A 23232-nucleotide genomic window follows, 5' to 3' on the forward strand; every position below is an offset into this window, starting at 1 on the left:
GGCTGAGCGTAGCGGAAGCCAGGAAAATGTCCGCCTAGCTCTAAAGATAATTGATTGCTGGGATTTCCATCTGGAAATTCCGCCCGCAATTGATTATACACCGTGTTGGCATTAGTATTTTTTACGTTTTTAAGTCAGGTATATTATCGACAATCGATGGCCTCCGAACCTTTGAAAATTCTGGATAATCGTCTTTAAACTCTTTAGATTCATTTTTTTTCATTGTCCAAATATTAATTTCTTTTTCGTAACTCATTTGCCATAAGTACAATTCAGCGGCAAACATTTGTTCTAAATAAATAGAGTAGCTCCAAGCAAGTCCAACGTAGAAAATACAAATAAACCAACTCCAGTCGGGAAAGTCGATTCCTATATCGCTTAGATAGAACATAATACCCGCTGGAAGAAATATGATGAATTCGACGGCTAGCGAAAGAGTAAAGCCACCTAGAAATTCGGCTTTTCTTTGTCCAAGAATTTCAAAGCCGCGTTTAAACGATTGACGAATCCCTTTATTTTCCCAGGCAAAGGCAGGAATAATAAGGAAAACAACCATTCTAATACCTTTTAATAATAAATCAATTGAAAAGGTTCCAAAGGAATCATTAGATCCTGCTAAGGTTCGAGCTACATTCTCAGCACTTTTTTCCTCTGACTGACTACTTTTATCTTTAATGAAAATTTTTAAGACCACTAATATGAACCAAATAGAACTCCATACCAAAGAGAGAAACATTATTGGAACTAGGTTGTAAGAAAATGTAACAAGAATTGCTTTTGCTAGGTTGAACTTCTTTCCTGTTTCCTTTTGTTGTAATAATTCTAGCATTACTGAACATGATATGGAAAGAATAAAAGCCAAAAAGTAAATGATTAAAAAAAGAATCATAAACTGAGCTTTATTATTATACATGTCCCAATTAAAGTGCCATTTAAAATAGATTATTAATGGGGCGTAAATTAGCCAGACAACGAAGATTGGAAATCCCAAAATTGGGTATTGTCGAAATGTCTTAAAGGATGCGGAAATTAGGCCAGCTCCATTTTTTACTCCTTCAAACATTCTTATAGGTATTTTTCAATAATGAAGATTTTTAATATTAATGCCAACGGTTCGGCTAAGCGTAGTGCGGAGGCAAGGAAACTTTTCGTTTCCGTCTGCCGACGTAGCTAAAGCTTATTGTTTTGCTTTTTCTTTTTTTAGTCCAAAGCTAAATCCATAAGATTTAGCGACTTTATAAATATACACAGACCATTCGATTTAACCCTAAAGTCCGCATTACGTTTAGGTTGTGTTGTAGCAAGTATTTCTTTTGCGAAAATTTGAGGATTTAAGAGTTAAACAGGATTATTTATTTGAATCCAATTTATCCACAATCTGAAATACTAGCGCAATATGTAATATTAAAAGACCAGCCGAAATCGGGTTAATTCCGAAGCTTCCAAATCCAACTTTGAAAGTTGAATAGTAAAAGTCCAGAAGCCCGAAAATCCCAACCAGAAGAGTTAGTCCATAAACAACATAGTAAGTCATTCTATTTTTAAAGTAGAAATAGATTGAAATCACCACGCATCCAATTCCGATGTAGTGTTTTAAGCTTAGAGCATAATTGGAGGTAGAAATTACTACTAATGAAACTAGAATGAGTATTATGGAAATTCCTAATGGTATAAAATCGAAATCTAGTTTTTTCATATTTGCTACAACGGTTTGGCTATGAGCAGGCGGGCTTTAAAAGCTACTTACCTGTCAGCCGAGACCATAGTTTTTTTAAAGTATTATCGTTTCGTTTAGCACTGTCCGCCCGCTTGCTTATAGCCGTTGTTGTGGGTAGTGTTTTTTCTTTTTCTTCTGTTCTTTGTTGTTCGATTGGTTCGTCATCTTTTCCGTGAACATATTTGTCAATCCACTTTCTTGCTTCTTTTTTAAGGACTTCTTCGATGTTGTCTAAATCGGCTCCTTCAAAGTAATAGTTCACTCCAATTTCTTCGAGTTCGTCCCACCCGTGGTAAATCAGATAGAAGTTCATAAGACCTGATTCGTAGTCGTTGTCTACGCAAAGCTGATAAAGAGACTGCAAATTCTTTCTTATCTGTCGGTCGTTCAGAATTTCATTTAGATGATAATGTGTCTCTGCAATTACAGCACTTTTATAGTCGAGTTCTTCAAGTCCGAAGTCGTTTAGAACATTGGTAACATAGGGTCTGATTTCAAATCTATCAATCGGTTCAGAGAATGAAGCAAGCATTAGCACATTTTCAGTCTCTTTTCCCTGTCGAATTAAATCAATCGCCCAATCAACTGCTTTGGAATAGTCGAAATGTTCCAATTCCTTATGGCTTTGAATCAATCTTATTATGTGCTGTTCGTCTGTCATTTTACATTACCCACAACGGTTGGGCTATGATTTCGTTGCGGCGATTTCCGGCAGGAAATTGTCGGTAAGAAATCGGGCCCTGTTAATAGTTGATAGGTTTAAATTTAGCGAAAATGCAGCAATGAATTATAGCCGGTGTTAGCACCAGTTTTTATTTATTTCACATTATTTGGAATTCCATTGTCCACATCAATATCAATCCAATAATACCTCCTAATAGCATTAATGGAAAGAATAATTTTACTTGTTTCGCTGAAGTATCGGAAACCCCTTTTAAACCTGATATTCTAAGTAAACCTGGGTGTTTTTCAATAAATTCAGCTCCATCCCTAAAGTAAATCCAACGTATACTTAATATCCATAATATGACAATAGAAAGATGAAAGGTCAATACCATTGGATTCATGGCTTTAGGATTAAAATATTCAAATATACTTTCAGTCAATCCACTCAAATTTCCAATCATTATAATAATCCATGGAATATTTCCATAGATAAGCCAACCTTTAAAAAACCTGTCGTACCCACTTTCTAATTCGGGATTTTCTTGGATGTATTTTTTCGAGCGATATTTAAGAACAAACCCGTTTAAAACTGTAACCGCAATTAAGAATATCCAAGCGTATTTAAATATTAATTCCATATTTGGTTTAATTGGTGCTAACGATGGCGCTATGATCAGTGGTCCTTTTTCGGGCTCATGCTTTTGGGCCATTGATCATAACGCGTGTTGGTCGTAGTTTTTTTTTAATTTTATTTTCTCCTAAAATTAGGAATAAAAACTACGGATAGTTTGCCATAAGACAATGACAAGGTCTCTTTTCTTCAAGATTCCCGTTTTATATTGATGTATACATTGCGTGTATGATCAGTCTAAAACGGAACCAAAACTCCCCTAAATGAATGAAAATGAACAACAATACCGCTTAAAATTTGACTTTCTCAAAATTTTTACCGTCCTTGTTCAAGTAGTTTTTAACGTTCCCAACGTTTTGATAGCGAGCTCTCAACGCTGATAAGCTAAACTACTTGGGCAATATCCGCCGGAAATGTCCGAATATTACCGTAATCCATTTTAAGACATTTAGCGTCCCCGATTTTTTAAGTACAATATACTTCACGTAACCCTTGAAGAAAAGAACGACGGCGATGGCAAATTACGATCAACAATTGTATATAGTAACAAGTTACTATATTTCTATTTTATCCGGACTAATCTAATGGATTTTTAATGTTCTTAAAGGTATTTGTCGCCACATGGGTGTATATTTCGGTAGTCTTGCTGGATCCATGGCCTAAAAGTACTTGGATCTGCCTAAGATCTGTACCTGATTCCAAAAGATGGGTCGCAAAACTGTGCCGTAATATATGTGGGGTGACCGTATTTCTTATACCAGCCTTTTCTGCTGCTTTTTTGACGATGTTCAATACACTTTCTGCGGTATATTTCGTTGCCTTCCTTCCCTCGAACAAATATTCCTGAGGTTTCCATTCTTTGTAATACAGACGAAGATCATCAAGTGTTGATTTTGATAATAAAGTATACCTGTCCTTATTACCTTTGGAACCTTCGACCCTGACCAGCATTCGCTTGCTATCTATATCGTTTATCTTTAAATTCAAAAGCTCACTTCGTCTAAGGCCTGAACCATACAAAAGTTTTACAATACACCGGTGCTTAAGATTATTGGTGTTCTCGATAATCGCAATGATATCTTCCTTGGAAATGACCTTCGGTAGCTTTGATTCTTTTCTGGGCCTTTCGATCTCATAAAAACGGTTGGGCATACCTAAAACTACCTCGTAATAGAATTTAATGGAGTTAATCGCCTGGTTCAAATAGGAATTGGAAACCTTCCTCCGTATAAGACTCTATAAAAACGCCCTGATATCACTTTCATCTATTGTATTTAACTCTTTTTCTTTATAATAGTTGATGAACATTTCAAAGAAGGATATGTAGGTCTTTACCGTACTGAACGAATATCGTTTCAATTCCAATTTCAATAGATATTCCTCGGGACAAAATCGGTAATCGGGAATCGGTTTTCTATTCCTGAACCAGGTTGCATCCACAGTGTCGTTTCTGGTATGTATGGGTCTATTGGTAAAAAACCGATTGTAGTTTATCCAGACGACACCTTTGAACGTATTGAAAATGATTCCAAGATTGGCTTTGGTATTGGGTATGTAGGCCATGTTGTATTTATCGCTCCATTTAGGGTTTGGAAGACCTTTGATCAAGTTCTGAATAAGTCTATCGGGCAAAAACTTGATACCAATCATTTTACGATCGTCGATCATTAAATGGTACAGTGTTATGGATTTCATTTCGTTCATACAACAAGTTTATCGAAGTTTCGTAATTTGAGCGGTATATTATATCTATAATATGCGTTTGTAAATGACTGATTCAAAAAAATGTCCGGTTTGTGGTGCTTTGGTAAAAGGTAGGTCAGATAAGAAGTTCTGCTCCAAAAAATGTAAGTCCATAGACCAATATGAGCACAGGCAGAAAACGGAGACCTTTTACCTTAAGGTCGATAGACAATTGAAGATAAACAGGAGAATTTTAAAAAAGTACAACAAATCAGGATACACCATAATTAGGCAGGGCGAATTAATAGGGGAGGGATTCGACCCTAAGTATTTCACCCATTATTGGAAGAACAAAAAGGGCGACGTATATTTCTTTGTTTACGAATTTGGTTTTCTAAGGAAAAGCGAAAACGGAAAGGATAAATATGTCCTGGTCACATGGCAGGATTACATGGGAAGGAAATACGAACCCTAAATTTTTTCAGGAATCTTTTTCTGGACAGCAATACACCCAATTTTAGGCAGATCGTTCACAGCGACATTACGTGGATTTCGACTATTCAATTACAGTTCCAAGAAATATCATGTTTTGTGATAAAAGTTTAGGCGTTTTGGCAAGCTTCTTGTGGAAAATTCTTTTGTTAAGCCGATGTTGTCATGCGATTTTCCCGATATTTCAAATTCTTACGCCCCAATGACCCTCCCTTGGTGGAATTGGACGAACTATATGCCAAGGCCATGTTGGAACTGTCCGTTGCTACCCGATTGGATTATTGCCAAAGGTTGCTTAGCAGAAGCAAATTTGAACTCAAACAAATCCGTTGCAGGCAGAAAAGAAAACAGTTGGAAACCTTGATCAAGTCTACCCTCACGGAAATTTCTAAAATGGAAAGTACATCCAACCTATGGAGTACCACAATGGACTAGCAATTATTCATTAATCAATTCCAATAAGGGCCGTTTTTAATAGGCCAACATGTAGGCAGTTTTAAATATTTAGATTATGGTTTAAAATTACCCTTCTCAAGTTAATTTTTATTCTATCAATCCGCACCGTCCAACTTGGCGACATCAATAGTGAACTGCGCCACATTTCTACCTTGATCCGTTCCTACGGTAGCATCGAAAGTCCAATGGATTCCTCCATATACCCTGGAGATTGCGGCTTCTTCGGCCCAACCCCTAACCAAATCTGCCTTTTCCGGAAAAATATAGGCCAACACTTCCGAGGCTGCAGCGGAAAACACACTATGCCCAGAAGTATAACTGGGGAAATTAGGGGTCCCTGCAATGGTCCTAAAACCGGGAATCGTTTGAATGGGTCTCGGATAGTGGTAGTAATATTTAGCGTCCCAGCAACTTATTCCGGCATCCATAATCGCCATGTTCATATAGGCCATGGTGCGTGCGCTGCGTAATGGGTTCATTTTACTTTCCACTATAAATTCGTTCGCAAATCTGTTCCAATGTCCGGGGGGCGTATAGGTGCCCAGACCATCCTGCCAAAAATTTGCTATCGCCCTGCGCTCCTCTGTCATGTTATCGGCATAATTTTTTAATATTTCAACATCATCACGATACTCTTGGGAATCAAGAGGTGGTGGAGGTATGGGACGTACACTTTCAACATCATCAATACTCCACATTTTGACTTTTCCAAACAACGGTGTCAATCCTACCGGCCTTACGGGAAGTTCAAGATTTTCCCATTGCCAACCGAATCTTTCAAAGGCGGCTGCCTTAATGGAATCTGAAACGGCCTTTGGTGCCTGAGCATTTTTCATACCGTCGTTTGCCGCTCTTTCCAAGGCTATTTCCGATACCGAATTTGCAATGATAACTCCGGCATCAATATCGCTTTGTACGTTACCTCCAGATAATAATAGACTTTCCAAATGTTCTTTTTCCATCCTCTCCAGATATGCGACCTCCAATGGGAACATTGTCGAAAGTATATTTTTTGAAACACGTGCCAATACAGCGCCATCGGAAGGGTATGAGGGAATGTCGTTGGCTTCATAGGCATAACTTATGGATTCGTCCAATTGGTAAGGTGCCGGTCTGTTGTATTGATATTTGTAATGCCATGCGGATATCAGGCCATCGAACTGCGCTACTGAAAGATAGGCAAGTGCCCTACTGGCATAAGGTGGATGTGAAAACGGAAATCCGGGAGGACCATCCGGTGTATTGGGATTAGGTAGTGTATAGGTATCATCATCGTTAGGTCCTGGAATCAGGTTGTACTTTGCAATCAGTTCCAATGCAATTTCGTTCCATCGTACCACGGCATTGTTGGTCCAGTATTCAATGGATTTACGTTGATTGTCATTGATGTTATCCATTTTGGATTTTATATCGGCTATCTCGGCCAAATAAGCGGTCGATGTAGTTGTTTCGGGAGGTGCAATATCGACAGCGGTAGCCCCATCCAATAAAACAGGAACCCAATTCCCTCCACTTTCATCATTGTTAGCGTAGGCGTAACTTTTGAACTCTGTATAGCGGGGAATGTCCTTTTCACAGGAATTGGCTAGAATCAACACCATTATTGCCCCGAAGATTATATATTTAGTTTTCATCCTCTATTTCTTTTTTGTCCTTTAAGTAGTTGAATTGATAGGTAAGCCCAAATCCTGTGTTCGCCATTTTTCCTGTATTTCGCCCATTGACCACCTGGCTATGGTAGGCTACAAGTCCCAGACCTTTAATTGAAGGAATGTAATACTGTAAAAAGGCCCCGATCCTCTCAAATTGCACTTTGTTTGTAGGTTGGGCGGCATTGTAATCCCTTACATCATCGCCACTAGTGGATTTGATGGCCGAATAGCTTAATTCTGCCCTCAACGAATAGTTTAGGAACCATTTGCCTAAAATTCCCTCATAGTTCCAGGCACTTGGAACATCCATGGTCGATGAATAATAACTACCATTATTGTAGTAATAGTCCCGTTCAGCCTCTGTATAACCCCGCCATAGATAACCGCCCATACCGCGTACGTAAAAACCGTTGTTCCAATCATATTGTGCGATACCTCGCAGGGAAAACTCCGGTGCCCCGAAACCTAGACTATAGGGCATGTAATCGGAAAGGTAGTTGGTGGCCGGGGTCGAGAATCCAACGGTTGACAATAGGCTCAATGTTCCTTTTCCCAATTGTTTTTCCAAAGCCCTATACTTTAGTGCCGCCATAAAATCCTGGAAACCATTAGCACCTTCAAACCTACCCCCATTGGGTTCGGAAGATTCGGTTTTTACATAAGGTAGGCCTATATATAGATTTAAGTCGCCAAGGATGCTGATAGCTGCCATGGGCAAGAAGGTGTTTCTATGTACCGTGGCAATGGTCTCATTACCTCTTAGATAATCCCCTTCCCAATATCGGTCGAACTGGCCCATGTCATAACTAAGTAATACACATGCATTTCTTGATGGCATCATCAATGCATCCGTAGGCGTTTGTGATAACAGATCGGAATGTGTAAAGAGGCTCAATGCCGTGAGCGTGAGTTGTAGAAAAAACCATTTTGGGTTAAAATCCATACAAGAGGATTTCTGCCAAAAACTGGTCCTAGAATTATTTTCCATATTTTTTAGTTGGTCGTTACAAGTTTAGCGATAGTAGGATTTGAGGTATAGCCCGTTAGGAAGGACCCACAAAATTACTTCACTATTGTTGGCGAAGATAGATAGGGAATCAATCCCAAAGGATTAATGAAAAATTAAAGAAGATTAAGTAGGTTTAATATAAAGTTAATGGGGCAAGCGGAAGATTAATTTCGCCCCATAAAAGGTCATTAAGAGCTCATGTATTTTTGGATGGGCAAGTAGCCCCTACTATAATCTAAAATTTCGTTCATAGATATGGAGTATCGGACCGTGATAACTTAAGTACTCGCCGCGGCTCGGTTAAAACCTACGGTTTCCCTATAAATTTGAGGGGATACCTCCGCGTTTTTCTTAAAAAACCGACTAAAGTAATATTCGTCGTTATAACCTAGTTCAAAGGCAATTTCCTTCACCGTTTTATTAGTAAGATAAAGTTCCCTTTTCGCCTCAATGATGATGCGTTCCGATATCAAATCGGTCAAGGTCTTTTTAAAATGTGATTTCGTAAGCTTTGAAAGGGCCTTTGGTGTAATCGCCAACATATCCGCATAATCGCTCGCGGAGTGTTTTGTTCTGTAATGTGACTCTATATAGTTCTTTAGGTTCTGAAGAATATAGGGTTCCTCTTTGCTGAGAGTGGCTTCTTCCATTGCAGACTGTTGCTCCCTTTTAAGCCTTGATGCCGTAATCAAAAAAATTTTCAAATAGGACACCAGTAGTTCATATTGGGCCAATGCGGACTTCTTGATTTCCTCCTTGAGTTGTTCAATGACCATTTCAAAATTTGTGGAGGTTTTCCCATCTAACAGGACAATGGGGGTGTCATAGATATTATTGAACAATACGCCATGACAGGCAACTTCTTGATGGTGCTTATGAATACAGAAAAAATCGGGATGAAATTGAATAACGATGCCCGTAAGACCCTCAGTAGATTTGAAGGAAAAAGGTTGGTAGGGCGCAAAGGACAGTAACATATTCTCCTGAAATTCATATTCATGAAACTCAGAGGTTAATATACCCCTACCTTTTTGAACCCAAATAAGGGAATAATGGTTTAGTCTTTGGGTATCCTCAAAAGGATTTTCCACTTCGAAAGGATGGATTTTAAGCGCTAAATTCCCGGATTTAGGTTCAATAAGGGTATAGATGTTCGTCGGTATCACAATTGGTTGAAGGTTTTATTATAGTTTTCTTTCGTATTCTTCGATTATTAGGTCATTGATACTAGCAAATCTTTTCCGCATAAAACCATTTTCATCAAATTCCCAAAGTTCATTTCCATATGCTCTGTACCATTGGTCGTATTTATCTTGAAATTCATACTCAAATCTAACGGCGATTCTATTTTCCTTAAACCCCCAAAGCTCTTTTTTTAGCTTATAGTGCTTTTCGGATTTCCATTTTTGGGTCAGGAATTCAACAATCTCTTTTCTTCCATTGATGAATTGTGTTCTATTTCTCCACCCGGAATCAACTGTGTACGCTTTGGAAACTTTTACAGGGTCTTTAGTATTCCAGGCATCCTCTGCCATTTGAACTTTAATTTTTGCCGTTTCCTCATTAAATGGTGGTAGTGGATATTTCTTGATGGTTTCAATTTCAGTTGCCATTTTTCTTTAGTGTTTTGTTATAAAAAATATTATTTAATTGGCATAGCTTTGAAAGCATACATTGCATACTTCCTTTGTAATGTTGTATTTAGGATACGTTCCTTTTAAATTTCGCTCTGCGTAGGATCTAACCCATCCTTTTCTTTGTTCCATAACTGTAGGATGCTCCGTTTTTTGGGCGTTGTAAAATTCGCCTCCATATTCCTGTCTTCCCCAGCAATTTGGACACACAAATTCCGGAGTTATACTTTTGGGAAAAGCAGGATTTTTACTAAAAAATTCTCGTATACTTTTTAACGCTTTCATTTTATTGATTTTGGAAATTTAATGGGAAGTACACTAGATAAATGCATACTTCCCATATATTTTATAAGGTTTCGGCCAAAGGGAAATCTACTGGCACGTTAGTTAGGTTGTGCAAATAGTTCATGGCTGTTTTATCACTTACCTGTAAAATGACGTCTACAAGATTTTCCTTCGTGTATCCTTGGGCAAAAAAGTATTCAACGGTTTCGTTATTTGCCTTACCGCGGTTCAAGGTAATATCGGCAGTCAATTTCACTAGGGCATCCAATTTGGGATTGTCGCTTTTTCCCTTTCTAATGTCCAATAATTGTGCATCATTAAAGCCGTTCATCTTACCCAAAACGGTATGTGCACTTTGACAATAAACACATTCGTTGACCTGACTTACAATCAGGTTAACGACCTCCTTTTCTTTATTGGTCAAAGAGGTCTTAGCGTTCTGATAGTCCAAATAACGTTTTAAACCATTATCTGAATAGGCTATGGTAGCATATAGATTGGGGACAAAGCCCAGAGCTTTGTTTAGATTGTTAAAAATCTCTTGATTGATGGGAGCTACATCTTCCCGTGTTGGAACCTTAAATTCCGTTGCAGTTACATTTTCCATGTGATTATAATTAAAATTGTATGTCATTATTGACATTGCAAAGTTTGGGAAGATGGGTATTGTTTAAAATGGACGATTTTCGCCAATGAATGGATGATTTTCCCAGTTTCGTACAAAAAAAGAGTTAGTCGTTCTTTAGTTAAAATTTTAGCCCTCTATCGGTACAATAACTCCTATATTTCTAAAGCCAGTTAAAATCAAAACGACCTTGTGACACAAGGTCGTTTTTAATTTATGATTAATGGATAACTATGTTTCTATATAGAGGATACTTCCTTGGTTTTTTGATTCCAAACTCCGGTTCCTGCAGTTTTAAAAGCAAAGGTTTCAAAGTCTATGGCAGGTCTACCGAGTACTTTCGCAACATCATCTGAAACTTCCTGGTTTTCCGGATTTCCTAAAACTTCTTTGAACAAATACCCAAAAAGCCAAACATAAGAATCGGGTAAACCGGCCTTTCGCATACCATCCTTAAATTCCTCGATAGATATGGGCACAAATTGAATCTGTTTTTTGGATGCCTCCGCCATGATGGCAACGACCTCCTTAAAGGTTCTTTTTTGGGGTCCGGTAACGGTTATGGTCTGCCCATTATAGGAATCATCTAACAACACTTTTGTGACCACATCGGCTATATCGTTGACGTCCACAAAAGGAATCCGTGCCTCTGGCATGGGCAAGGCAACGGTCCCGTTCAAAATAAAATCTAGAAAGGCTCCTTTACTGAAATTTTGGTTGAACCAAGATGCCCTGACCAGGGTATAATTGAGTCCGGAGTTGGCCACGATTTCTTCACAAGCTTCCGCTTCGGACTCTCCTTTACCCGAGAGTAGGACCACCTTTTCCAATCCTGCTTCTAAAGCTTTTTCAGTAAGTGCTGTTATTGCATCTCTTGATCCTGGAACGGCCAGATCGGGATAGTAAACGATATACGCCCTGTCCATATCCTTTAGGGCATCATCGTAGGTCTCAGGATTTTCCCAATCAAAGGCCGGGGTCGTTTTTCTTCCCACAATCCTGACATTATGCCCAACTTGCATTAAATTTTCCGCTACGCGACGACCCGTTTTTCCAGATCCTCCAATTACTAAAATGTTCTCTGTTTTCATCTGTGTTTGTTTTAAAAATTGATATTAATTGCGTTTTAGGTGATTGAAATTTTCTTAAGTCTTTATTGATAATTTCCGATGGTTCTTTTGCTACGAACGTTGGTATGCCAGTAAACATAGGTGGTCGCTATAAACTCCAGGCCAATGAACCAAAACCCGAAGTCGATAAAGAAATCGGCATAGGTACCTCCATAGGGCAATACGGTAAACGGCACTGTGATAAGCGCATCCAGAATTGCCGAAACACCAAAGAAAATGAGCCCTGCCCATAGACCCTGAATGGTGGCTTTCTTTTTGAAATATAGTTTGGAACAAAACCAAACCACGGGTATAATGATGATGGATAGCCAAATGTTGGCCTGTTTTTCTGTATCCTCCAGAATGGGGAGATAAAAGGATAGTGCGTATAAATTCACTCCAATTATCCAAATTAATATCCCAAAGCCAATAGTTCTAATTAGTTTCATGATCGCTCGTTTTTTGATTGATGATAGTTGATATAATATTTATTTGTTGACTATAATTCCTGTAAGCAATAAGATGAAAGAGAACGTAGCACAAACTGTCCTGACCGTATGCCACTTGTTCCAAGGCTCTTCGAAGGTTTTTCGCAAATCTGCCAACTCCAGCTGGGTTGCTTTTTCCAGGACGGTAGTATCCAAGATTTCATTTAAGGGCACATTTTTGAAAACCGTGACAAGACCTATTCCAACGAAGAACAGCAAAGCCGCTAGGATAAAGGACCAAAAGGTGGCCGGATGTGCGCTGCGATACAAAAATGCATTGACGAACAGCAGAATCACCGGGCCAAAAAAGACGATTAGAAAACTAGGGTTGATAATGGCTCGGTTCATGGCTTGGAACGATTGTAAGAAGCCGTAGTCATCCAATCTGCCAATACCCGGTGTTATAGCATTGGACCACGTGAAACACAATCCTGCGGTCAATCCGGTACATAGGATTCCCAGCATCCAAACGATAATTTTAAAGTTTAGTTCCATGTTGATTTGTTTTAGGAGATGATATCCAGGTTAATAAGTCTTGATACTCGTTGGAGGTGAGTTTTATTTTCTTACCCTTGGGCATTCTTTTCTTTATAAAGACCTGCATATAAATATCAGTGGCCCAAGTATCCATATTTTTGGGGGTAAACACACGTTTCTTGTTTCTTGTGTGATGACAGACATTGCATTTGTTCTCCAAGATTTGAAATGCTTGTTCTTTTGGATTCTTAAAAGCCTGCATTTCAACCAAATTGTTGTTTTCATCTATTGCGGTGCTATTATCCGTTGAACTGGCACTAATCGTTAGAAAGAATATGATTGCATGTTTTACTAGTGTTGTCATCCTTTTATCGAATCGTTAATTTGATGATACAAAGGTGCGTAGCGTTCAAAAGATTTTTTTGACACTTCAAGACAACAATTTGACAGTTTACGCCAAAATGGGGTTCTAGCTATTTTTGCGGAATTCTGTAGGAGTAAGGTCAGTCCATTTCTTAAATGCCCGATTAAATGCACTCTGCTCTGAGAAACCTGTTAAAAATGCAATTTCTCCAATGTTGTAGGCATTATCGCTTAACATTTCCTTTGCGAGATGTTCTTGGGTTTTTTTTACCAAATCACGATAGGTAACACCTGCTTCGGATAGTCTTCTGGTAAGTGTCCTATTGCTCATGGCCGTAAGATCACTGATGTGATGAATGCTTGGAATACCAGTTGGGAGTGCATCTTTGATAAGTGCTTCAACATCCCTTACAAACTTATTGCCCGCAATCTTGATGCCTTTAGTCTCCTCATCAATTTGTTTTAACAGATATGCATTAATACTGGCGTCGGCCTTGGCGGTTCTTAGATTTAGATCAGCCGTTCTATAGCTAATTGAGTATTTGGGTTGGTTGAAGAGTATTTTACACTTAAATGCTTCGTGGAAGCTGCTCAAATCTTTGGGAGGGTCATGTTTAAAGCATACTTCTATGGGAGACAACACTTTTTCGGACATCGCCTGTGTCACGACTACCGTAGCCGCTAAACTAGCTTCGGAGGACAGTTGCATACCTCTTCTTGTTGCATCCCTATTGAGAATTATATGGGAAATCTCCCCGCCATTCTGGACTTCCCAATGATAGGTATTGGAGAGTAACTTAAAATATCGCTCGCTTCGATCAAAAATCTCACTAACCTTTGAACAGGTTCTCCATGATAACCCTAAGACACCATAATCATCCATTTTCATTTGCGCTCCAACCCTTATCGCAAAACCTGGCCTTAGTTTTTTATCAAGTAACTCGTGAGCCCTTAAATGTTCATCAGCGGATACAAATTTTAAATTATCGGCATCTTCAATGGAAATGGGTAAATCTTCAATATCCGCCCTATTCAAACCTTCCGCGATGGCGCAGTTAAGTATTTTTTTATAAAGACGAACAGAGAAATATTTCATTAGTATAGTTCACCAAATCCTTGAAATCTACAATAGTATTAATTTTTAGCATTTTAAGGGACATCCACCTTCTATTTCATTTAGGCCAACGGAATGTATCTCTGCGTTTTTGGCTTATTCTTCCTCAAACAAGTCCACATTGGGCCATTCGATTCTGGTATCGATCTCGTTGTTGATGATGGATTGAACGGCATTTAAGATGGCCTCATAGTTTGTGCTCCGTTTGTTCATTACCACGGTGTAATTGAAGGTATCGTTATGTCTGCTCATGACGGAGGAGGTTCCCGGAAGCGACCCGGTATGGACCCAATTGAAGAAATTAAAATACGGCCGATTTAATCTGTTAGTTGGTAGAATATCCTGCACATTGGGTCTGCGGTCAATATGGACAATGAACCTTGCCAAATCCGTTGCGGAAGCGATCCACCCACCATGGGCATCCATTCTGGTGACATTCATGTCGTAGGGGCTAAAGGCACCTTCCGTACTGGGATAGTAGACCACCTCATTTTCTAGTCGTTCATCCAATGTGTTCCCGCCAATTTTCATTTCCGTAATGCCCATGGGGGCAAGGATGTTTTCCTGAACATAGGCTTCATAGGATACATTGCTTACCTTTTCAACAATCCTGCCCAAAACAGCGTATCCAAAATTGAGGTAATAATAGGTTGGTGTCTCGTCGATTCTTCGGTTATCGATCATTTCAGAAAAAAGTTCCTGGTAGGATAGGCTGGGGTCGTCGAACATAATGTCGTACGGGTCGTTGGTCCAACCGGACCTATGCTCGATGAGGTCGTTTACGGAAATGTCCAGTACGCCTGGGGAGTAGGGGAGTGTCCCATATTCCGTACCCAATATGCCCGATTCCCCAAATACCTTGCCGCCCAGGGATACTTGACCATCCTCACTGAGTTTGAGCATGCTGATAAAGGTGATGGGTTTTGAGATACTCGCAATCCTGAACAGGGAATTGTCCGCAACGGGAATTTGATTTTCTACATCTGAAAACCCAAAGGACTGTGCATATACCAATTGTTCGTCCTTGGTGATGGCGACCTGGAGCCCGGGCACTTGATAGGTTTCCATAAAGGAAGAAATCTGGGCTTCAAAATTCTCAAAACTGATGGGTTCTTCCCCTTCCGTTTCTTCCTCAGTTACTGGTTCTCCCTCAGGTTCCTCGGTAACGGTATCCGTGGTGGTATCAGGGTTTTCTATTTGGGTAGTTGGGGTGTCCTTGGTTTCTGAAGTTTTACTACAGCTTACTAATAAAATTAAACACCCTACTAAGACAAGATTCTTCATATCCTCTTTTTAATTGATTAGGTCTTCGTAGTTCCAGTTTATACAAGCTGGATTGGAATATTAATAATGGGGGAAGCATAAAAATAGGTAAAAAATATTTTTTTGGTGATTCTTGTTCAAATGGTTGGTATTTGGGTTATCTGTGACCTAGGGATAAAGCTGTATTTGCATTTTTGGAAGAAAAATGAGCATACCATGTTTTAACCAATGCCTTCCGTTATGCACTTTTGGACAAACAGAACCACTTGAAAAAACAGTTCTGTAGGATAGATTTTGACTCAGAAAAAGAGACTTACGTGAAAAACGTATGACTTTTCGTATTCCTTTTGTAAAATTAGGGAAATCATGGACACAAAAAAACGGTTTGTGTATTCACAAACCGTTGATTTATAAAGGTTTTCACCTTGTAGCGAGAGAGGGACTTGAACCCTCGGCCTCCGGGTTATGAATCCTGAGACATTTGAACCCATTTGGTCTAATATGAATTGATAATCAATTGTTTATGAGTTATTTGACTATTTCTATTTGCTCAATAAAGTCATAAAAATTCAAGAAAAACCACCAAATGTTTTACCTATGTTTTACCTAAAATTTGTATCTTTAGGTAATAAAATAGGGGTTTATGGCTACTATACAATCATTTTTAATGAAAAAACCAAATAGCGCTGGCCTTTTTCCAATCGCTATTCGAATTACCAAAGATAGAAGGTCGTCATATTTATTCACTGGACAGTATATTGAAAGCAAATTTTGGGATGATAAATTTAAACGCGTTAAAAAATCTCATCCCAATTCAAAACGTCTAAATAGTTTAGTCGCAAAGAAGATAGCGGAAGCAAACGACAGATTAATTGACAATGAAAATCAAAACAATTCCCAGTCCGCAAAAAAGATAAAGAAAAAGATTATTGGAAAAACCAAAATGGATTTTTTTGAAGCTAGTAAGCTGTTTTTGTCCAATCTCTTAAAACGAAAGAAATTCAATCAGCACTATAATCAAGAAAAAAGACTAGACATTTTCAAAACATTTTTAGGGCGTAAAAAACTTTCTTTTACGGATCTGGACGTTACTCTGCTAAAGGATTTCAAAGCATATCTCTTGTACGATAGAAAGGTTGCTGAAAGGACTGCGATAAATTACCTGATGCTTATTCGAACCATCTATAATTTTGCCAGAAAAGAATATCATGTAGATGATGGCAATTATCCATTTGGTAAAGGTAAAATACAGATCAAATTTCCCGAAAGCGAAAAGATTGGATTGAATAGGGAAGAGGTTCTATTGCTTGAAACGGCTAATAATTTAACAAAAGCACAACTTCATGCCGTCTACGCTTGGCTAACTAGTTTTTACTTTGCAGGTGTTCGTGTCGCCGATGTCATAAAGCTAAAATGGAAAGATTTTAAAGATGGTCGTTTATATTATCGTATGGGGAAGAACAGAAAACTTGTCTCATTGGTCGTTCCAGATAAGGCCAAAGAAATACTAGCATATTTTGCTGCTCAGAAGACAGGAAAGGATGATTTAGTTTTTCCTTTTTTAAAAGGTACCGATTTGAAAGATGAGAAAAGGGTGGCAACCAGAGTTAAGACCATTACCCGTAATCTAAACCGTCGATTGGAAATTGTCGGCGAAAAGCTTGGTATTGAGAAGAAGATATCTATGCATATTGCGCGGCATAGTTTTGGAAATATTTCCGGTGATAAAATACCTATTCAAATGCTCCAAAAATTGTATCGCCATTCTTCGATTACAACTACGGTCAATTATCAATCGAATTTTATGCACAAAGAAACTGATGACGCTTTGGAAAAAGTCATCAATTTCTAAATCGCTAAAGTTCCATACAACCAATAAATCGACCGATGGACTTCTTTACGGGGAACAGATTTCGGAAAATCTTTAGATTACGGGGATAATAGACCCAAAAAAATGGGGTAATCCATTTTGGCAAAGAATTAATACAATGCAAGTAGTTTGCCTACAAGAAGAAGCTTTCTACGCCTTATTTGATAAGGTAATCGAACATGTAGAATCCAAAAGAAAAGATAAACCTGACAAATGGATCGATGGGGAAGAGGCAATGTTCCATCTAAAAATAAAGTCTACCACTACTTTGCAAAAGCTTAGGGACGAAGGTAAAATTAGATTTTCCCAACCTCAAAAGAAAGTAATTCTATATGATAGGGACTCTATTAATGAATATATCGAGGCACACGTTCGTGAAACTTTTTAGCCATGGAAGAAAATATTAAAATTGATGAGGAGTATAAAAAGGCATTTAATCTTGGCTATGAATTGGCGAAAGAGTTGAATCTAACAACTCCGATGTTCAAAAACGTTGCGTCAACCGACGATCACATGAATGCTATGCAAGCAGGAATGATGCAATACAGTAACGAACTAAATAAAAATCTACATAAAGGAAATGTCCAACATCAGGAATCAAATGTAAAACCACAAAATATTGCCATTGTTGAATCAAACAAGAATAATAAGGATATAGGAAAGGGATTAGACTTTTCCAATTGAGAAGACCATTGCTAAATACCCTATATCCTGATATCTTGAATTGAAACATAATGAATCCGTAGGGTAGTTGGAATTGGTAAAAAGGTTATTTCTTAAGTTTTGACGCAAAAGCGTAGACTACCAATTCTTCAGCCTTTCAAGTTTATGCATAGGCGTTGCATCAATTTTTTTATATTTTTGTACCGTGAAATTTTTAACAATCATATTGTCCTTTTACTTTCTGGCGCTCAATGTAGTGCCCTGTGGCGATTCGGGAACGGCTAAAGACGATGCCCAGATCGTTTCGGTAATGGACTATGATAGCGACCACGATCAAGATTGTGAGCTGTGTTCCCCATTCTGCCAATGCCATTGCTGTCACGTACATACGATTGATTTTGGTATAATCGCTTTCACACCCTTACCAAATCCTATTTCACAGGAAAACTTCTCACACTTCGAGAGCGTTTCCGATGGAGTAGTATCTTCAGTATTACAACCACCTAGAGCTTAATTCAGTTTTTTTAAGGATAGCTATGTCCTAACGTGATGCTTTTCAAAGCAAGCATCGCATCATAAATACATTGCATCTCTTGTATTGCGATGTTTAAACTGAATTAAATCTCTTTCTATGATTAATAAAATCATTTCATATTCCATTAATAACAAATTTATTATTGGTCTTTTTATAGTGGCACTTGTGGGTACGGGCATTTGGTCTATGGCCACTATCAATCTGGGTTCTGTTCCCGATATCACCAACAACCAAGTACAGGTTATCACAGTTGCCCCGAATCTAGGCACTGAAGATATTGAGCAATTTGTAACCTACCCTGTTGAGTTGGCAATGGCCAACCTTCCTGACGTTATCGAGCTGCGTTCAGTATCCCGTTTTGGATTGTCAGTGGTTACCATCGTCTTTGAGGACGAAGCAGGCACCTATCTTCCTCGGCAATTGGTGCAAGAAAAATTAACCGAAGTCGCCGGGGAAATCCCTGAAGGCTTTGGTACGCCTTTTATGGCTCCCATTACTACGGGTCTGGGAGAAATATTCCAATACACTCTAAAGGTAAAAGAAGGTTACGAAGATAAATACGATGCAATGGAGCTTCGTACCATTCAGGATTGGATTGTTAAACGCCAAATGGCATTAGTGCCTGGAGTTGTCGAGGTCAATGCTTTTGGAGGCTATGTAAAGCAGTACGAAGTTGCCATAAATCCTGATAAACTAAAAAGTTTCGGCATTACAATGAATCAGGTTTTTGAAGCCCTTAAAGTTAACAACGCCAATACTGGCGGCGCTTATATCGAAAAAAACCATCAAGCCAATTTTATCCGAGGCGAAGGGTTGGCTCGTAGCATTGAAGACTTGGGGAACACAGTTGTAACGACCCAAAACGGAAGCCCCGTTTTAGTGCGGGATGTTGCGGAAAAAGTAGGCTACGGAAATCAAGTGCGCTATGGTGCTTTTACCCAAGACGGACACGAAACTGTTGGTGGACAAATTTTAATGCTGAAAGGCGAAAGTCCTGGCACTGTTATAGATAATGTGCAAAAGCGTATCGATGAAATTCAAAAATCGCTTCCAGAGGGTGTTTACATAGAGCCATTTTTAAGCCGAAGTGAACTTATTGGAAGAACCACGAGTACCGTAGAAACAAACCTTATTGAAGGTTCGCTTATCGTGATTTTTGTGCTTGTGCTGCTCTTGGGAAGCTTCCGTGGTGGATTGATTACTGCTTCGGTAATCCCATTATCATTACTCTTTGCATTTATCTTGATGAAACAATTCGGTGTGTGGGCAAATTTAATGTCCTTGGGAGCAATCGATTTTGGGATCATTGTGGATGGTGCGGTAATCATTGTGGAAGGAATGGTATTCCACATTCATCAACGGATGAAAAAAACCACAACCGCCATTGGCCAAGCTGAAATGGATGAAATAGCCTATGAATCGGCAAGTACGATGATGAATTCGGCGTTTTTCGGACAGCTTATTATCCTTATTGTCTTTACACCGATTCTCTTTTTGACCGGTGTGGAAGGAAAAATGTTCCGCCCAATGGCATTTACTTTTGGATTCGCGGTTTTAGGAGCGATTATCCTTTGTCTTACTTACGTGCCAATGATTTCGTCAATGTTCCTTAAACCTGCTAAAAATCAGAACAGTTGGTTTGCCAAATTTGAAAACAAGATTGATAGGTTCAGTGATAAAATAATGTCCGGTTTAAACAAGGCGTATGTGCCGTTGCTCAATTTCGCACTTCGGTTTAGGGCTGGTGTCGTTATTGGTGCGGTCGGGTTGTTGTTGATTGCAGGATTTATTTTCAGCAATATGGGTGGCGAATTTATCCCCAAATTTGATGAGGGCGATATTGCGTTTCAGGCCTTGATAAAACCGGGCAGCAGTCTTACAGAATCCATTGAGGCTTCAAAAAAACTTCAAAATTTAATCAATGAATTTCCAGAAGTAAAAACAGTAGTTTCAAGGATTGGGGTGGCCGAAATCCCTACGGACCCAATGCCTATGGACATTGCCGATAGCTATATCATTCTTGAAAAAGACAAGAGTAAATGGACTTCAGCAGATAGCAAGGAAGAACTCATAGAAAAAATACAGGAAAAAATTTCAGTAGTGCCCGGTGTAAATTTCGTGTTTACGCAACCTGTAGAACTTCGTTTTAATGAATTGCTTACTGGTGTGCGTGAGGACGTGGCCATCAAATTATATGGAGAAGATTTGGATGTGTTGGCTGACAAGGTGCAAGAAATTGCGGCCGTCATCAGAACCGTTCCCGGCGCAGCGGACCTCAATGTGGAGGCCACGAGCGGTTTACCACAAATGACAGTGGAATACAATCGCGCGAAAATGGCACAATACGGTGTAACGGTTAATAAGCTGAATGATTATGTGAGTGCTTCATTTGCTGGAGAGCAGGCAAGTGTGATTTTTGAAGGCGAAAAACGGTTCGATGTGGTCATTCGTTTGGCAAAGGAATTTAGACAGGATATCAACAACCTTAAAAATCTATATATAGACCTGCCCAGCGGCAACCAAGTACCCTTAAAAGAAGTGGCAGATATCAGTTACAAACCTGGCCCGATGCAAATTTCAAGGGACAATACCTCGCGTCGTATTTCCGTAGGTGTAAATGTTCGTGGGCGCGATGTAAAATCAATGGTCGAGGAAATACAGCAAAAACTGGAAGCACAAGTAAAATTGCCACCTGGTTATTTTGTGACCTATGGCGGTTCGTTCGAAAACCTGCAACGTGCGACCGACCGATTGATGATCGTAGTGCCCATTGCACTCTTCCTAATATTCATATTGCTCTACTTTGCGCTGAGTTCGTTCTCGCAATCACTTATGATTTATATGGCAGTACCGCTGGCAGCTATTGGTGGTGTGTTTGCCCTTTGGATAAGGGGAATGCCATTCAGTATTTCGGCAGGTGTCGGTTTTATTGTACTCTTTGGAGTGGCGGTATTGAACGGATTGGTACTGATAAACAAATTCAATGAATTAAAGGAAAGTGGAATGACAGACTTAAAAAAACGCATATACGAGGCAACACATGAGCGCTTGCGCCCAATTTTGTTGACGGCAACGGCAGCTATTATGGGCTTTATACCAATGGCGATTTCTACCTCGGGAGGTGCAGAAGTGCAGCGACCATTGGCAACCGTCGTTATTGGTGGATTGCTTACGGCAACGTTTTTAACGCTTGTTGTCCTTCCGGTATTATATTATTGGCTGGAAGCCCGCAAAGAACGTAAGGGTAAAGGAGATGATCCAAGCTATATCAACAAAAGCACAACAGTTCTGGTGGTGCTATTGTGCTTGGGAGGATTTTTCACTTCCAATACAGTAAATGCACAGGAAAGTGGAATTGCCCAGACCGTAACATTACAGGAGGCTATTTCCCTAGCAAAACAGAATTATCCATCGCTTAAGGAAAGCCAGGCTTTTATCGAGCGCGAGCAGGCGATGAAGGGAACAAGTTTCGATCTGGGTAATACCCAAATCTTTACGGGCAAGGAAGAATATGGCAATGACCTGCCCGGGGTACAGACCACGATCGGGGTGCAGCAGCAAAATGTTGATTTGCTCTCTGGGTTTTCAAAATCCAAGTTCTATAAAGAGCGTGTTCAGCTCGGCGAAAAGTTCTATGCCCTCAACGAGCAACAGTTGATCCGTAACGTGATGCAGGCCTATGACCGTATCAATTATAACAAGGCACAATTGCGCTTCGCGGAACAGTTGGACAGTGTTTACGCCAATTTCAGGACGGCCGCGGAACTACGTTACGATACGGGTGAAACCGGAAAACTGGAGTTTATTGCGGCCTCCTCGGAGTATCAACAGATACAGGTGCTCAGACAACAGGCCTATGACGATATCGAGATTGCAAAGCGCGCGCTAAAGCAATATTTGGGTATAAACCAAGACATCGAAACGGTGGGCCGATCCTATACACCGCTAAATTATCGGGCAGTTTTGGATTCCACATCAGTGGGCGACAACCCAATATTGCAATATTCAATGCAAAATGCCAAAGTGAGCAAAGCAAACGTGGGCGTGGAAAGATCACAGTTCCTGCCCCAGTTCAACCTCACGTACGGAAGGCAGATCGTAGACGATGTATCAGGGTTCAACACCTATCAGGCGGGTATCAGCATTCCGCTCTGGTTCTTCCCTCAAAAATCCAGGGTCAAAGCCGCCAAAGCAGACGCAATGGTAGCCGAAAATCAGTATCTGGAACAGAAGGCCATAACCGAAAGTAGGGTTTCCCAACTTTTAAAATCCTTGGAGAAGACCCAAAAGACGCTTGATTATTATCAAGAAGGGGCTTTGCTCTTGGCGGAAGAACAGATAGCAACGGCGGAACTGGCCTCAAGGGAAGGGGAAATCGATTATGTGAACTATATCACGATCCTGAACAGTGCCATAAGAATCAAACAAAACCATCTACAATTTATAAATCAGTATAACCAGCAGGCCATTGAGCTGCAATATCAATTGGGCAATCTATAA

The 23232-nt window shown here is 39.6% G+C and carries 23 protein-coding genes and 1 pseudogene; 7 read left to right on the top strand and 17 right to left on the bottom strand.

All coding sequences use genetic code 11. The features are described 5' to 3' along the window. Positions 1–121: 121 nt before the first annotated feature. The 5 genes and pseudogenes from ACZ41C_RS14905 to xerA form a co-directional block, all read right to left on the bottom strand. Positions 122–1063, bottom strand: a complete 942-nt coding sequence (locus tag ACZ41C_RS14905) for a hypothetical protein (protein WP_464562568.1) — start codon at positions 1061–1063, stop codon at positions 122–124. Between the two features lie 285 nt (positions 1064–1348). Next, entirely contained in the window at positions 1349–1696 is a 348-nt protein-coding gene (locus tag ACZ41C_RS14910) for a hypothetical protein (protein ID WP_420757657.1), read from the bottom strand. Between the two features lie 43 nt (positions 1697–1739). Beyond that, a complete protein-coding gene (locus ACZ41C_RS14915) occupies positions 1740–2378 on the bottom strand; it encodes a hypothetical protein (RefSeq protein WP_464562570.1) in 639 nt (212 codons plus the stop codon). A gap of 160 nt (positions 2379–2538) precedes the next feature. Then, positions 2539–3093 carry a hypothetical protein gene (locus ACZ41C_RS14920; protein WP_464562572.1) on the bottom strand — a complete coding sequence of 185 codons (555 nt, stop codon included), beginning with the start codon at positions 3091–3093 and terminating at the stop codon, positions 2539–2541. A 497-nt stretch (positions 3094–3590) separates the two neighbouring features. After that, a pseudogene (xerA, locus tag ACZ41C_RS14925) lies at positions 3591–4682 on the bottom strand (site-specific tyrosine recombinase/integron integrase). A gap of 100 nt (positions 4683–4782) precedes the next feature. On the opposite strand from xerA, the gene ACZ41C_RS14930 reads away from it, so the two are divergent. Both ACZ41C_RS14930 and ACZ41C_RS14935 read left to right on the top strand, forming a co-directional pair. Continuing rightward, positions 4783–5172 carry a hypothetical protein gene (locus tag ACZ41C_RS14930; RefSeq protein ID WP_138258008.1) on the top strand — a complete coding sequence of 130 codons (390 nt, stop codon included), beginning with the start codon at positions 4783–4785 and terminating at the stop codon, positions 5170–5172. Between the two features lie 182 nt (positions 5173–5354). Next, positions 5355–5624: a hypothetical protein gene (locus ACZ41C_RS14935; RefSeq protein ID WP_464562574.1), complete on the top strand. Its 270-nt coding sequence runs from the start codon at positions 5355–5357 to the stop codon at positions 5622–5624. 116 nt (positions 5625–5740) lie between these two features. On the opposite strand, the gene ACZ41C_RS14940 is transcribed toward ACZ41C_RS14935, so the two are convergent. From ACZ41C_RS14940 to ACZ41C_RS14995, 12 genes are all read right to left on the bottom strand, one after another. Continuing rightward, the gene (locus tag ACZ41C_RS14940; protein WP_464562576.1) at positions 5741–7279 is read right to left on the bottom strand and encodes a vanadium-dependent haloperoxidase; all 1539 of its coding nucleotides are present in this window, start codon (positions 7277–7279) and stop codon (positions 5741–5743) included. Beyond that, entirely contained in the window at positions 7269–8285 is a 1017-nt protein-coding gene (locus ACZ41C_RS14945; RefSeq protein ID WP_464562578.1) for a transporter, read from the bottom strand. The genes ACZ41C_RS14940 and ACZ41C_RS14945 overlap by 11 nt, the downstream gene beginning before the upstream one ends. A gap of 299 nt (positions 8286–8584) precedes the next feature. Beyond that, the gene (locus ACZ41C_RS14950; protein ID WP_464562580.1) at positions 8585–9472 is read right to left on the bottom strand and encodes a helix-turn-helix domain-containing protein; all 888 of its coding nucleotides are present in this window, start codon (positions 9470–9472) and stop codon (positions 8585–8587) included. An 18-nt stretch (positions 9473–9490) separates the two neighbouring features. Continuing rightward, positions 9491–9919 carry a DUF1348 family protein gene (locus ACZ41C_RS14955; protein ID WP_464562582.1) on the bottom strand — a complete coding sequence of 143 codons (429 nt, stop codon included), beginning with the start codon at positions 9917–9919 and terminating at the stop codon, positions 9491–9493. Positions 9920–9952: 33 nt separating this feature from the next. Continuing rightward, on the bottom strand, positions 9953–10225 hold the full coding sequence (locus ACZ41C_RS14960; RefSeq protein WP_464562584.1) for a hypothetical protein: 273 nt from the start codon (positions 10223–10225) through the stop codon (positions 9953–9955). A gap of 61 nt (positions 10226–10286) precedes the next feature. Continuing rightward, positions 10287–10832 (bottom strand): carboxymuconolactone decarboxylase family protein, encoded by a 546-nt coding sequence (locus tag ACZ41C_RS14965; RefSeq protein ID WP_138258014.1) that lies wholly within the window; start codon positions 10830–10832, stop codon positions 10287–10289. A gap of 257 nt (positions 10833–11089) precedes the next feature. Continuing rightward, on the bottom strand, positions 11090–11941 hold the full coding sequence (locus ACZ41C_RS14970) for an NmrA family NAD(P)-binding protein (RefSeq protein ID WP_464562587.1): 852 nt from the start codon (positions 11939–11941) through the stop codon (positions 11090–11092). 62 nt (positions 11942–12003) lie between these two features. Next, on the bottom strand, positions 12004–12408 hold the full coding sequence (locus tag ACZ41C_RS14975; protein WP_464562589.1) for a hypothetical protein: 405 nt from the start codon (positions 12406–12408) through the stop codon (positions 12004–12006). A 39-nt stretch (positions 12409–12447) separates the two neighbouring features. Further along, positions 12448–12942 (bottom strand): anthrone oxygenase family protein, encoded by a 495-nt coding sequence (locus ACZ41C_RS14980; protein WP_464562591.1) that lies wholly within the window; start codon positions 12940–12942, stop codon positions 12448–12450. Further along, a complete protein-coding gene (locus tag ACZ41C_RS14985; protein ID WP_464562593.1) occupies positions 12926–13288 on the bottom strand; it encodes a hypothetical protein in 363 nt (120 codons plus the stop codon). Before ACZ41C_RS14985 ends, ACZ41C_RS14980 begins: the two co-directional genes overlap by 17 nt. 105 nt (positions 13289–13393) lie before the next feature. Continuing rightward, entirely contained in the window at positions 13394–14383 is a 990-nt protein-coding gene (locus ACZ41C_RS14990; protein WP_464562595.1) for an AraC family transcriptional regulator, read from the bottom strand. A 114-nt stretch (positions 14384–14497) separates the two neighbouring features. Further along, complete coding sequence (locus tag ACZ41C_RS14995; protein ID WP_464562597.1) at positions 14498–15685, bottom strand: serine hydrolase domain-containing protein; 1188 nt, start codon at positions 15683–15685, stop codon at positions 14498–14500. Between the two features lie 622 nt (positions 15686–16307). Between ACZ41C_RS14995 and ACZ41C_RS15000 the strand changes: the two genes are divergently transcribed. The 5 genes from ACZ41C_RS15000 to ACZ41C_RS15020 all read left to right on the top strand — a co-directional run bounded on the left by ACZ41C_RS15000 (position 16308) and on the right by ACZ41C_RS15020 (position 23232). Beyond that, complete coding sequence (locus ACZ41C_RS15000) at positions 16308–17516, top strand: site-specific integrase (RefSeq protein ID WP_275615886.1); 1209 nt, start codon at positions 16308–16310, stop codon at positions 17514–17516. Between the two features lie 136 nt (positions 17517–17652). Beyond that, a complete protein-coding gene (locus ACZ41C_RS15005; protein ID WP_094998964.1) occupies positions 17653–17922 on the top strand; it encodes a helix-turn-helix domain-containing protein in 270 nt (89 codons plus the stop codon). Positions 17923–17924: 2 nt separating this feature from the next. After that, positions 17925–18218, top strand: coding sequence for a hypothetical protein (locus tag ACZ41C_RS15010; protein WP_275615885.1), 294 nt, complete (start codon positions 17925–17927; stop codon positions 18216–18218). Between the two features lie 235 nt (positions 18219–18453). Next, positions 18454–18711 carry a DUF6660 family protein gene (locus tag ACZ41C_RS15015; protein ID WP_414459960.1) on the top strand — a complete coding sequence of 86 codons (258 nt, stop codon included), beginning with the start codon at positions 18454–18456 and terminating at the stop codon, positions 18709–18711. 117 nt (positions 18712–18828) lie between these two features. Then, on the top strand, positions 18829–23232 hold the full coding sequence (locus tag ACZ41C_RS15020) for a CusA/CzcA family heavy metal efflux RND transporter (protein ID WP_414459849.1): 4404 nt from the start codon (positions 18829–18831) through the stop codon (positions 23230–23232).

The sequence above is a fragment of the Maribacter sp. C-4077 genome (assembly GCF_055378385.1).

Coding starts and splice junctions, on each gene's coding strand:
- ACZ41C_RS14905 (WP_464562568.1), bottom strand. CDS start 1,063: ATGTTTGAAGGAGTAAAAAATGGAGCTGGCCTAATTTCCGCATCCTTT.
- ACZ41C_RS14910 (WP_420757657.1), bottom strand. CDS start 1,696: ATGAAAAAACTAGATTTCGATTTTATACCATTAGGAATTTCCATAATA.
- ACZ41C_RS14915 (WP_464562570.1), bottom strand. CDS start 2,378: ATGACAGACGAACAGCACATAATAAGATTGATTCAAAGCCATAAGGAA.
- ACZ41C_RS14920 (WP_464562572.1), bottom strand. CDS start 3,093: ATGGCCCAAAAGCATGAGCCCGAAAAAGGACCACTGATCATAGCGCCA.
- ACZ41C_RS14930 (WP_138258008.1), top strand. CDS start 4,783: ATGACTGATTCAAAAAAATGTCCGGTTTGTGGTGCTTTGGTAAAAGGT.
- ACZ41C_RS14935 (WP_464562574.1), top strand. CDS start 5,355: ATGCGATTTTCCCGATATTTCAAATTCTTACGCCCCAATGACCCTCCC.
- ACZ41C_RS14940 (WP_464562576.1), bottom strand. CDS start 7,279: ATGAAAACTAAATATATAATCTTCGGGGCAATAATGGTGTTGATTCTA.
- ACZ41C_RS14945 (WP_464562578.1), bottom strand. CDS start 8,285: ATGGAAAATAATTCTAGGACCAGTTTTTGGCAGAAATCCTCTTGTATG.
- ACZ41C_RS14955 (WP_464562582.1), bottom strand. CDS start 9,919: ATGGCAACTGAAATTGAAACCATCAAGAAATATCCACTACCACCATTT.
- ACZ41C_RS14960 (WP_464562584.1), bottom strand. CDS start 10,225: ATGAAAGCGTTAAAAAGTATACGAGAATTTTTTAGTAAAAATCCTGCT.
- ACZ41C_RS14965 (WP_138258014.1), bottom strand. CDS start 10,832: ATGGAAAATGTAACTGCAACGGAATTTAAGGTTCCAACACGGGAAGAT.
- ACZ41C_RS14970 (WP_464562587.1), bottom strand. CDS start 11,941: ATGAAAACAGAGAACATTTTAGTAATTGGAGGATCTGGAAAAACGGGT.
- ACZ41C_RS14975 (WP_464562589.1), bottom strand. CDS start 12,408: ATGAAACTAATTAGAACTATTGGCTTTGGGATATTAATTTGGATAATT.
- ACZ41C_RS14980 (WP_464562591.1), bottom strand. CDS start 12,942: ATGGAACTAAACTTTAAAATTATCGTTTGGATGCTGGGAATCCTATGT.
- ACZ41C_RS14985 (WP_464562593.1), bottom strand. CDS start 13,288: ATGACAACACTAGTAAAACATGCAATCATATTCTTTCTAACGATTAGT.
- ACZ41C_RS14990 (WP_464562595.1), bottom strand. CDS start 14,383: ATGAAATATTTCTCTGTTCGTCTTTATAAAAAAATACTTAACTGCGCC.
- ACZ41C_RS14995 (WP_464562597.1), bottom strand. CDS start 15,685: ATGAAGAATCTTGTCTTAGTAGGGTGTTTAATTTTATTAGTAAGCTGT.
- ACZ41C_RS15000 (WP_275615886.1), top strand. CDS start 16,308: ATGGCTACTATACAATCATTTTTAATGAAAAAACCAAATAGCGCTGGC.
- ACZ41C_RS15005 (WP_094998964.1), top strand. CDS start 17,653: ATGCAAGTAGTTTGCCTACAAGAAGAAGCTTTCTACGCCTTATTTGAT.
- ACZ41C_RS15010 (WP_275615885.1), top strand. CDS start 17,925: ATGGAAGAAAATATTAAAATTGATGAGGAGTATAAAAAGGCATTTAAT.
- ACZ41C_RS15020 (WP_414459849.1), top strand. CDS start 18,829: ATGATTAATAAAATCATTTCATATTCCATTAATAACAAATTTATTATT.